This window comes from Paraburkholderia fungorum, assembly GCF_003610895.1.
In the GTDB taxonomy this organism is placed as follows: Bacteria; Pseudomonadota; Gammaproteobacteria; order Burkholderiales; family Burkholderiaceae; genus Paraburkholderia; species Paraburkholderia fungorum_B.
In genome coordinates, this window is sequence record NZ_MCAS01000012.1 from 48,034 (window position 1) to 62,800 (window position 14,767).

The 14,767-nt window shown below is 63.4% G+C and carries 14 protein-coding genes; 6 read left to right on the forward strand and 8 right to left on the reverse strand.

Annotated elements, in window-relative coordinates; all coding sequences use genetic code 11:
• Positions 1–190 precede the first annotated feature (190 nt).
• From BCY88_RS12970 to BCY88_RS12990, 5 genes are all read left to right on the forward strand, one after another.
• A complete protein-coding gene (locus BCY88_RS12970) occupies positions 191–1,468 on the forward strand; it encodes a NupC/NupG family nucleoside CNT transporter (protein WP_120344635.1) in 1,278 nt (425 codons plus the stop codon).
• A gap of 15 nt (positions 1,469–1,483) precedes the next feature.
• The gene (locus BCY88_RS12975) at positions 1,484–1,873 is read left to right on the forward strand and encodes a cytidine deaminase (protein WP_120344636.1); all 390 of its coding nucleotides are present in this window, start codon (positions 1,484–1,486) and stop codon (positions 1,871–1,873) included.
• Complete coding sequence (locus BCY88_RS12980; protein WP_120344637.1) at positions 1,870–2,835, forward strand: nucleoside hydrolase; 966 nt, start codon at positions 1,870–1,872, stop codon at positions 2,833–2,835. The genes BCY88_RS12975 and BCY88_RS12980 overlap by 4 nt, the downstream gene beginning before the upstream one ends.
• 283 nt (positions 2,836–3,118) lie before the next feature.
• Positions 3,119–4,054, forward strand: coding sequence for a 2-dehydropantoate 2-reductase (gene panE / locus BCY88_RS12985; protein ID WP_120344638.1), 936 nt, complete (start codon positions 3,119–3,121; stop codon positions 4,052–4,054).
• A gap of 60 nt (positions 4,055–4,114) precedes the next feature.
• Positions 4,115–4,414 carry a hypothetical protein gene (locus BCY88_RS12990; RefSeq protein WP_120344639.1) on the forward strand — a complete coding sequence of 100 codons (300 nt, stop codon included), beginning with the start codon at positions 4,115–4,117 and terminating at the stop codon, positions 4,412–4,414.
• Here BCY88_RS12990 and BCY88_RS12995 read toward each other — a convergent pair whose 3' ends face one another.
• The 7 genes from BCY88_RS12995 to BCY88_RS13025 form a co-directional block, all read right to left on the reverse strand.
• Positions 4,415–5,461, reverse strand: coding sequence for an ABC transporter substrate-binding protein (locus BCY88_RS12995; protein WP_120344640.1), 1,047 nt, complete (start codon positions 5,459–5,461; stop codon positions 4,415–4,417).
• Between the two features lie 101 nt (positions 5,462–5,562).
• A complete protein-coding gene (locus tag BCY88_RS13000; protein WP_120344641.1) occupies positions 5,563–6,693 on the reverse strand; it encodes an NAD(P)/FAD-dependent oxidoreductase in 1,131 nt (376 codons plus the stop codon).
• A complete protein-coding gene (locus tag BCY88_RS13005; protein WP_120344642.1) occupies positions 6,686–8,122 on the reverse strand; it encodes an FAD/NAD(P)-dependent oxidoreductase in 1,437 nt (478 codons plus the stop codon). Before BCY88_RS13005 ends, BCY88_RS13000 begins: the two co-directional genes overlap by 8 nt.
• Positions 8,119–8,526, reverse strand: coding sequence for a (2Fe-2S)-binding protein (locus BCY88_RS13010; protein WP_120344643.1), 408 nt, complete (start codon positions 8,524–8,526; stop codon positions 8,119–8,121). Before BCY88_RS13010 ends, BCY88_RS13005 begins: the two co-directional genes overlap by 4 nt.
• A gap of 23 nt (positions 8,527–8,549) precedes the next feature.
• Entirely contained in the window at positions 8,550–9,344 is a 795-nt protein-coding gene (locus tag BCY88_RS13015; protein ID WP_120344644.1) for an ABC transporter permease, read from the reverse strand.
• Positions 9,345–9,360: 16 nt separating this feature from the next.
• Positions 9,361–10,275 carry an ABC transporter permease gene (locus BCY88_RS13020; RefSeq protein ID WP_120344994.1) on the reverse strand — a complete coding sequence of 305 codons (915 nt, stop codon included), beginning with the start codon at positions 10,273–10,275 and terminating at the stop codon, positions 9,361–9,363.
• Positions 10,268–11,359 carry an ABC transporter ATP-binding protein gene (locus BCY88_RS13025; protein ID WP_120344645.1) on the reverse strand — a complete coding sequence of 364 codons (1,092 nt, stop codon included), beginning with the start codon at positions 11,357–11,359 and terminating at the stop codon, positions 10,268–10,270. The genes BCY88_RS13020 and BCY88_RS13025 overlap by 8 nt, the downstream gene beginning before the upstream one ends.
• A gap of 303 nt (positions 11,360–11,662) precedes the next feature.
• Here BCY88_RS13025 and BCY88_RS13030 point away from each other — a divergent pair, with 303 nt between their 5' ends.
• Positions 11,663–12,541: an IclR family transcriptional regulator gene (locus tag BCY88_RS13030; RefSeq protein WP_120344646.1), complete on the forward strand. Its 879-nt coding sequence runs from the start codon at positions 11,663–11,665 to the stop codon at positions 12,539–12,541.
• Positions 12,542–12,699: 158 nt separating this feature from the next.
• Here the strand turns inward: BCY88_RS13030 and BCY88_RS13035 are convergent, their stop codons facing one another.
• Complete coding sequence (locus BCY88_RS13035; RefSeq protein WP_147408517.1) at positions 12,700–14,721, reverse strand: hypothetical protein; 2,022 nt, start codon at positions 14,719–14,721, stop codon at positions 12,700–12,702.
• Between the last annotated feature and the right edge of the window lie 46 nt (positions 14,722–14,767).

Below are 14,767 nucleotides of genomic sequence, written 5' to 3' on the forward strand. Positions count from 1 at the left end.
GAAGGACCGGAGCGGGAAACGCCTGTGGCGTGAGGGTACCTGAACGGCGTTGATCTAACAACGACTGGTATCGATGAACGCCGTTGCCGACCGTAAGCTTGCCAGGACTTGAGTCAGGCGATGTTTAGAGTTTTTTCCGGCGTCGGTTTCGTTTAGCATCGTTGCCACTTTCACAAGAAGATCATGAGACATGGCACTGATTGCACGAAACATCCTCGGAATTGCCGTACTGCTACTCATCGCATTCATCTTTTCGACCAACCGGCGCGCCATCCGCTTGCGGACTGTCATCCCGGCGCTGCTCGCGCAGGTTGGTATAGGGGCCTTCATTCTGTTCGTGCCGGCGGGCAAGACGGTTCTCTCCGCCGCCGCCTCGGGCGTCAATCACGTACTCGGCTATGGCAACGCGGGTATCGAGTTTCTGTTCGGCGGCCTCGTGCAAGCGAAAATGTTCCAGGTCTTCGGCGACGGCGGCTTTGTGTTCGCCGTGCGGGTGTTGCCGGCCATCATCTTCGTGACCGCGCTCATTTCGGTGCTGTACTACATCGGCGTGATGCGCTGGATCGTGCTCGTGCTCGGCACGATATTCCAGAAGCTGCTCGGCGTATCGAAGCTCGAATCGTTCTCGGCCGTCACCACGATCTTCCTCGGGCAAAGCGAAATGCCCGCCGTGGTCAAGCCGTTCACGCGCGACATGACCGGCGCCGAACTGTTCGCGGTGATGTCGAGCGGCATGGCGGCGATTGCCGGCTCGGTGCTGGCGGGCTACGCGGGCCTTGGCGTGCGGGTCGACTATCTGCTGGCCGCGTCGTTCATGGCGGTGCCCGGCGGCTTGCTGTTCGCCAAGATCATTCACCCGAGCACCGAAGCGAGCCGCGTGCATCTCGAGAACCTGAGCTTCGACGAAAAGCGTCCCGCGAATGTGATTGAAGCCGCGAGTTCCGGCGCGACCGTGGGCCTCAAAATCGCGGTGATGGTGGGCGCCATGCTGATCGCGTTCGTCAGTCTGATCGCGTTGCTCAACGGCATTGTCGGCGGTATCGGCGGCTGGTTCGGCCATCCGCAACTGTCGATGCAGTCGGTGCTCGGCACGGTGTTCGCGCCGCTTGCGTATCTGATCGGTGTGCCGTGGAGCGAGGCCGGTATCGCCGGCAATTTCCTTGGCCAGAAGATCATTCTGAACGAGTTCGTCGCTTATGCATCGTTGTCGCCCTATCTGAAAGACGCCGCGAGTGTGAGCGCGGCCGGCCTGCAGGCGCTCGATCCGCGTACCCTTGCTATTCTGTCGTTTGCGCTGTGCGGCTTCGCAAACTTTGCGTCGATCGCGGTGCTGACTGGCGGTTTTAGTGCCGTCGCGCCGGAACGCCGCGCCGAAGTCGCGCGCTATGGCTTGCGTGTGGTGCTCGCCGCGACGCTCTCGAACCTGATGAGCGCCACGATTGCGGGCATGTTTCTGACGCTGAATTGAATTGAGGATCGCTGCATGAACATGGAACAACTGCTGGAACGCGCGGGTGTCGCGCGGGAAAAGGCCTACGCGCCTTATTCGAAGTTCAAGGTCGGCGCCGCGCTGCTGACCCGGGACGGCACGGTATTCGACGGCTGCAACGTCGAGAACGCCTCATACGGTCTGTGTAATTGCGCTGAACGTACGGCGTTTTTCAGTGCGATTGCCGCGGGTTATCAGCGCGACCAGTTTGCTGCGCTTGCCGTGATCGGCGATACGGATGGGCCGATTGCACCGTGCGGCGCCTGCCGCCAGGTGATCATCGAATTGGGCGGCCCTGAGTTGCCGATCCGCCTCGGCAATCTGCATGGCGCGACGCGCGATACCACCGCGCGTGAACAATTGCCGGACGCGTTTTATCTATGAGCAAGCATAAGGTTATCTACGACACCGATCCCGGTGTGGACGATGCAATGGCGCTCGTTTTTCAGGCGCTGCATCCGGACATCGAGTTGCTGGGTCTCACCAGCGTATTCGGCAATACCACGATCGAGATCACCACGCGCAACGCGCGTTTTCTCGCCGCACGGTTCGCGCCGGGCGTGCCGGTTGCGCAAGGCGCCGCGGCGCCGCTCAAGCGCGCGGCGCCTGAGCCGGTTGCGTGGATTCACGGCGACAACGGGCTGGGCAACATCGTGCTCGAAAGCGCTCCTGAAGCCGCGCTCGACGCACGCCCCGCACACCGCTTCATCATCGACACGGTGCACGCGCATCCGGGGGAGGTCACGCTGATCGCCGTGGGCCCGCTCACCAACCTGGCATTGGCGCTCGCCGACGATCCGCGGATCGCTTCGCTCGTCAAGCAGGTGGTCATCATGGGCGGCGCGTTCGGCACGGACGGCGTGCTCGGCAACGTGACGCCGGCTGCCGAAGCCAACATTGCGGGCGACCCCGATGCCGCCGACGCGGTGTTCGGCGCGCCGTGGCCGGTTGCGATCGTCGGGCTCGACGTCACGCAGCGCACCATCATGAGCGAGGCGTATCTGGCTTCGCTGCGCGATCGCGGCGGTGCGGCAGGGCAGTTCGTGTGGGACGTGTCGCGGCACTATCAGGCCTTTCATGAGCTGAGCGCGCAACTCAAGGGTATCTACGTACATGACTCGTCGGCGGTCGCCTATGTGCTGGCGCCGCATCTTTATACGACTCGCCGTGGACCGGTGCGGGTGCTGACGGACGGTATCGCGGCGGGCCAAACCATCCAGAAGTCGTCCACCATGCCGGTGCCCGCGCCGGCCTGGGACACCAGGCCCGAGAGCGTGGTCTGCGTGGACGTGGATGTGCCGGGAATGCTCGCGCTTTACGAGCGCACCGTTTGCGGCACACTGTAGAACGACCTTGCAGGACCGCGCCCTTTGCCACGGTACCTTCCTTATGCCCGCCGGAGTATGGCGGGCGGCCGGCGGCGCGGCAATTGATCTGACGTAAGAAGGCGCCCCGGCACAGCGCGGGCACAGTGCGGGAGCGGCGCATTGCGGCAATCCGGCCCGGCAGGCTGGCCGATGCGCATCGTCAATCTTTGCTACATTTCTGCAGACATGCTGCGCACGCGGTTCTCAAAGCCCTGGCTGATCGATCCGATGCGCGTGACCCATATCTATCAAGAGGCAAAAGATGCGAATTCTAGTAGTAGGGGCGGGCGCCTTGGGTGGCTATTTCGGCGGACGTCTCGCAGAGGCGGGCGAGGACGTGACCTTCCTCGTGCGTCCGGGCCGGGCGGAAAAACTCGCGCGTGACGGTCTCATTGTCAACAGCCCGCGCGGCAATCTCAGGTTGCTCGACGTCAAGACGATTCTCGCCGGCGTCGGCGCGGAGCCGTTCGATCTGGTGCTGCTCAGTTGCAAAGCCTACAGTCTGGACGACGCGATCGATTCGTTCGCCCCGCTGGTCGGCGAGTCGACGCTGATCCTGCCGCTGCTCAACGGCATGCGCCATATCGAGGTGCTCAAGGAAAAGTTCGGTGCGGCGCGCGTGCTGGGCGGTCAGTGCGTGATCGCGGCGACGCTCAGCCCCGAGCAGCACATCGTGCATCTGAACGAAATGCATGCGATCACCTTCGGCGAACTGGAGGGCGGCACGTCCGAGCGCGTTCAGGCGATTGCGGACGCCATGGCCGGCGCCAACTTCGATACCGTGGTGAGCGACAACATCCTGCTGCGCATGTGGGAAAAGTGGGTGTTCCTGGCCACGCTGGCGGCCAGCACGTGCTTGATGCGCGGTTCGGTCGGCGATATTCTGGCTGCGCCGGACGGCAAGCGCATCGTCGAGAACCTGCTCGGCGAGTGTCGTGGCGTCGCGGAGCACAACGGCTTTACGATGGGCCCGGATTTCGATGCCCGGGCCACCCAAACGCTCTTTACGCCTTCACCGCTCACGGCTTCGATGCTGCGCGACGTCGAGAACCACTCGCACACCGAGGCGGATCACATTCTTGGCGATCTGATTTCGCGCGGCGGCGACGCGCAGAAGGGCGAACACGGCTTGTCGCTGCTGCGAATCGCCTATAGTCATCTGAAGACGTATGAAGCAAGGCAGACCCGTACGTCCTGAATGACGCAGGCGCGGGTGATGCGGACGGCCACAGCAGCCTAACGTTTCGGAGGTAAAGCAATGCCGAGTCCAACCGGATCCGTACCCGCGCTCAGTTCGGCTTCGGCCACGATCTTCTCGATCGGTATTGTTTTTCTCGGCTACTGGGGCGTGTTCGATCACTCGAAATGGCGAGTGTCCGAAGTCTTTGTCTTCGTGTTTGCGATGATCGGCTTTGGCTGCCTCGGCCTCGTGCCGTGGATGGCAACCAGCCCGGTCGAGCCGGAAACCAGCGATTCCCGCATCCGCATTGCGCGGCATATGTTTCTTGCTGGCGTCCTGTCGATCTGGCTGGGCGTGGCGATTTCAGTGATCTTCTGATTAACGCTCGATCTGCCGGTTCCAGCGCGTATCCCACTGCGCGCGATGTGCGTTGATCGTGTCCCAATCCACCACGGTCACCTTCTTCACCAGATCGTCCACGTTGCCGAGGCTTTGCTGCATCGGCGGCGTCATTTTCGCAAGACGGTTGGTGGGAATCTGCTTGCCGGCCTCGGCCGCTTTGGTCTGAGCCGGCGCGGACAGCAGGAACTGCGCGAGTTTCTGCGCCAGTTGCGGGTCGGGGTTGTTGTTGACCACGCACAGATCGACCAGCAGCAACACCGGGCCTTCTTTCGGATTCACATAACCGACCGGAATGCCCTTGTCCTGCAGATCGCTCACGGCAGTCGGCGTCAGCGGAAAGAGGCCCGCTTCACCGGTCTGGACCATTTCGGAAATCTTCGCCGAGTTCGGCACATACTCCACCACGTTCGGGCCGACCGTGCTCGCCCATTTCGTGAAACCCGGTTCGACGTTCTGCTCGCTGCCGCCCATCAAACGGTTGATCGCCAGAAAGCCGTGCAGGCCGAAGGTGCTGCTCGAAGCCGACTGGAACACCACTTTGCCCTTGTACTTCGGATCGGCAAAGTCCATCCACGACGTCGGCGGCGCCCAGCCTTTTTCAGCGAACAGCTTCTTGTTGTACGCGATGCCGGTCATGCCGAGTTGCACGCCCGCGCCCATGTCGTCCTTCATGCGCGCGAACGGGTAAAGCTCCTTGAGCACCGGTGCGTCGTCGAGCTTCTTGCACACGCCCATGCTGACGGCGCGCGCCATCACGCCGTCGTCGAGAAACACCACGTGGATTTGCGGATTGGCCTTGTTGGCGAGCAGCTTGGCAAGAATATCCGACGACGTGCCCGGCACCACGACCACTTTGACGTTGTTGGCTTTCTCGAAGTCGGGCAGCACCTGGCTCGTGTAGGCCTTTTCCATCGGACCGCCGTTCATGCCGATATAGATCGTTCTGGTTTCCGACCATGCCGGCGCGGCCGCAGCGAATGCGCACAATGCGGCGAGCGCCGCGATCGTCTTGAACAGTTTCATTGAGAGGCTCCTGAGTTTCACTAAACGATGACGAGGCGATAACAAGCTAATACGTGGTGGCCAGGCGATAACCAGGCAATAACCCGGCGATAACCCGGCAATCACAAGGCGACGGATGGCGTGGTAACAGCAGCGAAGCGGTCAATCGAAAATGCATCGAGCGGTGTGGCGGTGACGCCGTCGATCACAAGATCCGCGAGGACTTCCCCGACCCCCGGCGCGAGTAAAAACCCGCCGCCCGAAAAGCCGAACGCATGCAACAGGCGCGGCACTGTGCGGCTCGCGCCGATGATCGGATTGCTGTCGGGCGTTTCGCCTTCCACGCCGCTCCATGTGCGGATCAGCAGCGCCTCGCGCAGCCCGGGCAGCAGGGCGCACGCGTCGCGCATGACGGCGCGGGTGGTTGCCGTCGACGGTTGACCGTATTCGCCGTCGCCATGTCCGCGTCCGCCGCCAATCACGCAATTGCCGCGCGCCACCTGCCGGGCGTAGATGCCGCCGCCGACCACGCCCAGGTTGTGCGTGATGAAAAGCGGCAGCGGCTCGGTGACCCACATGTTCGGGTAGATCGGTTTCATCGGCGCGGTTTCGCCGAAGTATCCGGCCACCGTATTCGCCCACGCCCCGGCCGAATTGATCAGCCAGTCGGCGCTGATGCGCATTTCGCCCGCGCGCAACTGGAAGCGTGTGCCGTCGTGACGGATTTCGGTCAGCTCGGTCTGCTCGCGCACGTCCGCACCTGCGGCGCGCGCGGCGCGGGCGAATGCGGGTGACACCAGACGCGGGTTGGCCTGACCGTCGCTCGCACACAGCGAGCCGCCGATCGCAGCGGCGCCGAGCCAGGGATAGCGTTGCCGGAACGTGGCGCCGCTAATCAACTGCGTTTGCTGTCCGTGGCCGAGAGCCATCTCCGCCCAGGCTTCGAGTGCGGCAAGATCGGCTTCGCGACGCGCCAGCCGCAAATGTCCCGATACGGCGAATTCGCCGTCGATGCCGATCAGCTCCGGCAAGCTGTCCCAGATGCGCCGCGCTCGCATGGCGAGCGGCATCTGTTCGACGGGCCGCCCCTGGACGCGCACGCCGCCGTAGTTCACGCCGCTCGCCTGCGCGCCGCAATAACGCCGCTCGAACAGGCCCACGCGCAAACCGCGCCGCGCTAGCGCGAGCGCCGCCGATGAGCCGACCAGTCCGCCGCCCGCAATCGCGACGTCGTAGTGCAAGGTGTCACTCATCGCGCGCCTCCTCGGGGATCTCGGCGACGTCGTCGGCATACATGGCAGGCGAGAGCGGAATCGGTTTGACGGGCGGCTGGCTGCGCAGGCGGCCTACGGTTTCGAGCGGTTTGCCGGTTTCACGCGCTAGCAGCGTCAATGCCGCCTCGCCGCACATGCGGCCCTGGCAACGCCCCATGCCGACGCGCGTGAGCGCCTTCAGACGATTGATCTCGTTCGCTTCGCCACTGCGGATGCAGCGCCGCAAGGTGCCCGCATCGACTTCTTCGCAGCGGCACACGGTCATGTCGTCGGGCCATTGCGCGGCGCATTCCGTGGGCGGCGCAAAAGCCGCTTCGATACCCTGGCGAAACACGGCGATATGTTGCAGGCTGCGCTCGAGGGAGGCCGCCTCGCGCATGCCCGGGCCGCGTGGATGCGCGCGGCCGAGATCGTCGAGCAGCGCCAGCGCCGTGCGGCGGCCGGCGAGTTCGGCAGCGTCGGCGCCGGCGATGCCCGCACCGTCGCCGGCCAGATAGATGCCGCGCACGGTGCTGCGCCCGGCGCGATCGAGCTCGGGCAGCCAGCAACGGTTGTGCGTATCGAAACGGAAGCGGCACCCGGCGAGATCGGCGAGTTGGGTTTCTGGCTTCAGGCCGAAGCTGATGCCAACGGCGTCGCACGGGAGGGTTTCGGTCTTCTGCGAGTCGCCGCTTGAGGCGCGCCATTCAATGGCGCTCACGCCGTGCTGGCCGTGAATGCCGATCAGGCTCACATCGCGTTCGATCCGCACGCCACGCATCTTTAGCCAGCCTACGTAGTAAAGCCCTTTGGCGAAAGTCGCCGGTTGCCGCGCGAGTTTTGGCGCCGCGGCAATCTGCTGCGATAGCGGACTCGTATCGAGCACGGCTATCACGTGTGCGCCGGCTTTCACGTATTGGTAGGCCACGAGGTAGAGCAGCGGTCCGGTACCGGCGAGCACCACACGTTGACCGATCGCACAGCCTTGCGCTTTCAACGCGACTTGCGCCGCGCCCAGCGTATAGACCCCAGGTAACGTCCAGCCCGGCACGGGCAGCACGCGATCCGTGGCGCCGCTCGCGATGATCAGATGCGAAAACGGCACGCTGATTTCCCGTCCAGCATGCAGCGTGTCGAGGCGGCCGGGTTCGCAGGCCCAGGCCAGCGTGTCGGGACGATAGTCGATCTGAGGGAGAAGCGCGGCCATCGTTTCATGCAATGCCTCGGCTTTGTGCGCTTCAAAACCGTAGAGTGTTTTCTTCGAGCGCTGGAATGCACCGTTTGCTGGCGGCTGGCGATAGATCTGACCGCCCCAGCGGGCGTTTTCATCCAGCACGATGGGTCTGATGCCGGCTGCCACCAGGGTTTCGGCGGCGCGCACGCCTGCCGGTCCCGCGCCGACGATAACCACGCGGTGTTCGTCGCTCATTGCGTGCCTCCGTTTGCCGTTGCAGCGCAGGCGGCAGCATTCGCGACAGGGGCTGCGGCGGCAACGCCGGAAGCCGCTTCGGCGAGCCGCGTGATCACGCGCATGCCCTGTGTCACCAGGGTCGAGCATGCGCGCAAACGCATCCCTTCCTCGGTACGCATCCAGCAGTCCTGGCAAGCGCCGATCAGGCAGAAGCCGGCGCGTGGTGCGCCGCTGAATTCGCTTTCGCGCACGCGACGTTGCTGCATCAGCACGGCGGTGAGCAGTGTGTCGCCTTGCAGTGCGGAGACCTCGTGACCGTCGATAAAAAAGCTGAGCGGTTCACGCTGCGTTTCGGCGACGCGCACGAATTGCGCATCGCGTTTCGGCGCGGCGGGTGCGGAAGACGGCAAGTTCGACGGCATGTGGGAGAGGGCGGTAGAAGACATCAATGCTGGCCGATCAGAATCCGGTTGAGCCCATAGACGCGATCGAGCAGCAGCATCGCGCCGGCCGTGATGAAGATCACCAGCGCGGAGACGGAGGCCATCATCGGATCGATCGATTCGGTCGCGTACATGTACATGCGCACCGGCAGCGTGACGGTTTGCGGCGAGGTGACGAAGATCGACATCGTCAGTTCATCGAAACTATTGATGAACGCGAGCAGCCAGCCGCCCGTAATGCCCGGCAGAATCATCGGGAAGGTGATGCGGCGGAAGGTGGTCCACGCGTCGGCGCCGAGCGAATGCGCGGCATGTTCGACGCTGCGGTCGAGACCGCTGACGGAGGCCAGTACGAGCCGCATCACGAACGGCGTGATGATAATCATGTGCGCGAGCACGAGCCAGGCGAACGAGCCGGTCGCGCCAATCAGCGCGAAGAAGCGCAGCAGCGCGATGCCGAGCACGAGGCCGGGAATCACCAGCGGCGACAGCAGCAGGCCGTTGAGGAAGCCGCGGCCCGGAAAGCGGGCACGGCCGATCGCGAGCGCCGCAGGTAACGCGACGATCAACGAAAGCGTGGCCGAGGCAAACGCCAGCTTCAGGCTGTTGAAGAACGCCGAGATGAAATCCGGGTAGTCGAGGATGGCGCGGAACCAGCGCAGGGATACGCCATGCGTGGGCAGCGTGAGCGTTTCGTCAGGCGTGAAGGCGACCAGCACGACGATCACGAGCGGCGCGAGCACGAACGCAATCACAAGCGTGTGGAAAATCAGCGCAATAGGGCCGTTTTTTCTCATGATGATCTCGCGAGGTTCAGCCGAGGCTTCTGGCGTACTTGCGCTCCAGAACCCGGTAGTAAGTGAGCATCACGATCAGATTCGCGACCAGCAGCAGGAGCGCGATGGTCGCGCCGAGCGGCCAGTTCAGCGAGCCGAGGAATTCGTCATAGACAGCGGTGGCGGCGACTTTCAGGCGCCGTCCGCCGAGCAGGCCGGGAATCGCGAAGGCGCTCGCCGACAGGCCGAACACCATCAGGCTGCCCGACAGAATGCCCGGCGTGAGTTGCGGCAGGACGATGCGCCGCAGGGTCGTCGCGGGCGAGGCCATCAGCGAGAGCGCGGCGTTCTCTGTTTGCGGGTCGAGCTTCTGTAACGCGGTCCACACGGGAATCACCATGAACGGCAGCATGACGTGCACGAGGGCAATGACAATGGCGAAGGTGGTGTACTCGAGCTTGTACGGTCCCAGCCCGACCAGCCCGAACGCCTGGTTCACGAGACCGTTGCTGTTGAGCAGCATGCTCCAGCCAAACGCGCGCACCACGACCGAGACCAGCAGCGGCGCGAGAATGATCAGCAGGAACATTGAGCGATACGGATCGCGCATGCGCGACAGCACATAGGCTTCAGGCGTGCCGATCACGATGCATAGCAGGGTGGTCAGAAAGGCGATGCCGAAGGTGCGCAGAAAGATCGTGTGGAAATACGACGATTTCAGCACCTCCGCGTAGTTGCCGAACTGGAATGCGGCGATCGGACCGCTCGCCGGATCGAAGCGGTAGAAGGTCAGCACCAGCGTCATCAGGAGCGGCACCAGCACGAGCGCGGCGAACAGCAGGAAAGCCGGCGCGCACATCAGCCACAGGGGCAGGAAAGCGTGCCACGGCGCGCGGCGCGCATGGCCGGTCTTCATGCTGTCGTTGTTCGACGCAGGCAGCGTACTAGCCATGATGCGCATCCCGTTGAATGAAGCGGATCGCCTCGCTGTTCCAGTCGACTCCGACCGCCGCGCCTTCCGGCAGCGGCTCGGTGCCTTCGTTCTGGCAGCACACCAGCACTTCGCCAAGCCGGCTGTCCACGCGATACAGCCATTGGCTGCCGAGGAAGAAGCGGCTCGTTACGGTGGCGGACAGGCGGCCCGTGTTCGGCGCGCACAGGCGCAGCTTCTCCGGACGGATGCACAGCGTGACCGCGTCGCCGACGCCGATGCTTCGTTCGCGTGCGGGCAGCTGTGTGGTGCGGCCGGTTTCGGCGAGATCGTGCCCGAGGTCGATGCGGATCGCGTCGCCGTCGCAGGCCACCACCTTGCCTGCCAGCATGTTGGCCTTGCCGATGAACTGCGAGACGAACCGGTTTTCCGGCCGTTCGTAGGCTTCGTACGGCGTGTCGATCTGCGTAATGCGGCCGGCTTCCATCACCACCACGCGGTCGCTGATCGACAGCGCTTCCGACTGGTCGTGCGTGACCATGATGGTGGTCGTGCCGATCTTGCGCTGGATGGCGCGCAGTTCGAACTGCATGTCTTCGCGCAGCTTGGCGTCGAGGTTCGACATCGGTTCGTCGAGCAGCAGCACGGGCGGCGCGATCACGATCGCGCGGGCGATCGCCACACGCTGCCGCTGTCCACCGGACAGCTCGCGCGGAAAGCGGTGCGCGAGCGTATCGAGCCGCACCAGCGCCAACGCTTCACGTACGCGCTCCTTGCGCTCGGCCTTGTCGACGTTGCGCATCTCGAGTCCGAAGCCGACGTTGTCCGCCACGCTCATGTGCGGAAACAGCGCGTAGCTCTGGAATACGATGCCGAGGCCACGCCTGTTCGGCTTCATGTGCGTGATGTCGCGGCCGTCGAGCGTGATGCGCCCGCGGGTGGTTTCGACAAAGCCCGCGATCATCTGCAAGGTAGTGGTCTTGCCGCAGCCGGACGGTCCGAGCAGCGAAACGAACTCGCCTTTTTCAACCGACAGGTTCACGTCGGCGACCGCCTGCAGATCGCCGAACGATTTCGCTACGTCCGTGAGTGTGAGGAACGACATGATCTGGCCTTTGGATGGATCGACACCGGTTCAATCGGCTACTGCCTCGATGGAGCCGACTCTATCTAGCCAAATTCCATGACGTCAATTTCAAATTCCGTTTGCTGGTATAAGATTGAAAAAAATTCCGATGAATGGAATGTATTGGCAGGAAGAAGCTTTAACTGTTCCGCTGCATGACCTCCGGAAAATCCCTATGAATCAGGATCGGGTGTAAATGGAACGGATGAAGCAGGAATATTCCATTGAAGGATAAAACCCTCTATAGTATTCCGATCAATGAAATAATTCGGAGCACTGGAGATGAATGCTGCCGCCAAACGAGATGCCGATTCCGCTGTGGCCGAAGCGGGCGGTGTGCCCGGTCCTGGCATGCTGGAGCGCGCCTTTGCGGTGATTCGCGCGCTATCCGAAGCGCAAGCCGAAGGCGGCCGCGTCACGCGTCTCGCCAAAGCGGTGGGGCTGACGCAAGGCACCGTGCACCGCATTCTTCATGCACTAATCGCGGAAGGCATCGTCGAACAGGACGAAAATTCGAAGCTGTATCGGCTGAGCGTCGATTTCTTTGCGCTCGCCGCGCAGGCCGGCAATCCGAGCGGCATGCGCACGCTGTGCCGTCCGGCATTGCTGCGCTTGTGCGCAAGTCTCGGCGACACGATTTTTCTGCTCGTCAAAAGCAGTTTCGACGCGGTGTGTCTCGACATCTGCGAAGGCCCGTTTCCGATTCGCTCGTTTACCGGCGATATCGGCGGGCGGGTGGCCCTCGGGGTCGGTCAGGGGAGCCTGGCAATTCTTGCGTTCCTGCCGGAAGCGGAGCGTGAGGAGATCATCCGTTTCAATGTGCCGCGCATTCGCGGCTACGGTGTGCTCGACGAGGTGTATTTGCGCACCGAGATCGAACGCGTTCGCCAGCTGGGCTATGCGGGCCGCAATAGCGGTGTGCTCGACGGCATGGCGGGCGTGGCGGTGCCGATTCTGGACCGCACCGGCGTGGCGGTGGCGGCGCTGAGCGTCGGCACCCTGGCGGCGCGTCTCGGCGACGATCGCCTGCCGATGGTGGTCGAATTGCTGCGCCGTCAGGCGGATGCGATCGGACCGCAGACCAATCCCTTCGATGTCGCGCTACGTCGGCCCATGCATGGCTTGTCGCGCGCCATGACCACTGAACGCATCACGGGATAAGGGCGCCAGCCGCTACCCGATGGTGGCGAACGCTGCGGCGAAAAGCTGCCAATAAAAAAAGCGGCGCCCGCTATCGGACGCCGCTCCGGATCCATCTCAAACTGAAGAACCTGCTTCCCGGTTAAGCGAGCAGCCGTTCCGCGTCATCGATGCGGTACTCAGTCGTTGTACTTCCAGATGTTGTAATAAGCAGTTTGGGCGGCATTCCAGTTCAACTGAACAAGACGTGAGCCACCCGCCTGCAACGCAGCGAACTGGCAGGCCGCCGTACATTGCTGAACGCCGTTCTGGGCAAGGCCCGCTGTCACGGTCGCCGTGTACTGCCCCGAGCTCTGGAAGCTCACCGGTCCTGTCCACCATCCATCCACTTCCGTCGAGGGTGTCACACCCGTGCCGGGCACGGCCTGAATCTGCACGCCCGTCACGAGCGGCGCCAGATTCGCATTGGCGTTGCCGACGAGGTTCGACCACGACACGCTGGCCGAAGCCTGTGCGCCGGCCTGTGATCCGTTCGGATTCAGAAATGCGCTCAGCACACTGGATGACAGCGTTTGCCAGCTTACCCCGGCGCCGGCCGACGACGCGAGCACAGGGGTCGGGTTCATGACCTTGGTGGGCTGACCGATCTGGTTGCCGTTGGTGTCATAGAACGTCACCGTATAGATCGCGAACTGCGGCACGCTCGTCGTGCTGATCGGCGATGGCGTGTAGTACCCGAGGTTGGTGGACGGGGGGGTATAGGTCCCGGTGTTGCCCGGCAGTGCCTGCCATGACCAGCGGTAGAGACTGGTATTGGTGTTCGTCGTGACGCCGCCCGTGGGGGCGCCGCTCAGGAGGCGCGCCGACAGCGCAAGACTGGAACTGCCCACTGCGTTACGTGGCTCCAGCCAGGCTGTAGCGTTGATGCCCGGTCCCGTTACCGACGCGGAAGCGAGGTTCACTGGATTAGGCGTGCCCGCGGCACCGGCGGGAATGCTGATGCCGAGTCCCGATTCAAATCGCCCATACTGGGCGTCGCTGGTATCGAGGAATTGCCGTTGGGCCAGGAACGACGTGATCGAGACGTTGTAAGCCTGCTGGTTGCCGATGATGTCCCAGGAGCCGTTCGCCAGTTGCTGCACGACGGTGGTCGCAAAATTGGGCACACCCGACGCGCTGGTATAGAAGATCTGCACGAGCGCGCTTTGCGTGTTCACATTCGGGAATGTGCCCGCTGGAATAAACGTCAGCGTCTTGACGCCCGTGATGGTCGAACCCGCGGCGCTGATCCCGGCGTGGTAGGTCTGGAACGTGGTAAAGCCGTTCTCGAGGTAGGAGGCGTCGATAGCCGACGAACAGGCCGAGCTCGTCCCGCTCAGGCACTGCCCCAACTGCGAGAGCAGCGGTGCCAGGTAGTTCGCCTGAACCGTCGGCGCGGACAGCGGCGTGCTCGCCGCCGCGGCCGTCGAACTCAGCGTAATCACGCTGTTCGGGTTGGCGATGCTGGCCAGTTGCAATCCGCCCGTCGGCGACGGCGTCACGATCACGGAATCGATCACCGCGTCCGCTCCGGTCTGATTCGGCGTGAACGCGCCACCGATCGGATCGAAGCTGCCGGCAGCGGCAGCCGTGAGACCGCCCGTCTGGATGAGGATGGTCGACAGGGCACTGTTCAGCTTCGACACGGAAGCTTTGACGTTCGCCGGGGTCACCAGTGACGAGAGCGTGGCGAGGGTCGTGAGATCCAGCGGATTGCCGTCCGTGGTCAGTTGTGCCGTCACCGCCGTGGTGAGCGGCGTCACGTTGGCGACCAGCGGTGCGCTGCTGCCGCTCGGGACGCTGGCTACGACGGAATACAGCGGTGCATTGTTGCCGCTCGGATCGGTGGCGACGATCAGGAACGGTGCGGTGAGTCCGGACAGGGGCACCGAGTAGCTGCCACTCGTCGCGCTCGTCGTAGTGGCGTTCTTGCCCGTCGAATCGATGACCAGAACGTTGGCACCGACCAGTGCATCGCCGATGGCGACGGTGCCGGTCATGGCTGTCGGCGTGGCAGTCGAATTACCGGGTGCGGCCGTTGAGCTGCTTGTGCTCGTCGTGCCGCCGCCGCAAGCGGCGAGTATGGACAGTGTCAGCGCCCCCGCTGCTGTCAGTGCTAATCCCGCTTTTGTGTGTTGGCCTGTCATTGTTTTGAAGTTCATGGTTTTTCCTGAATTGGAAACTACGGTGTGCTACTAACATTTGCTG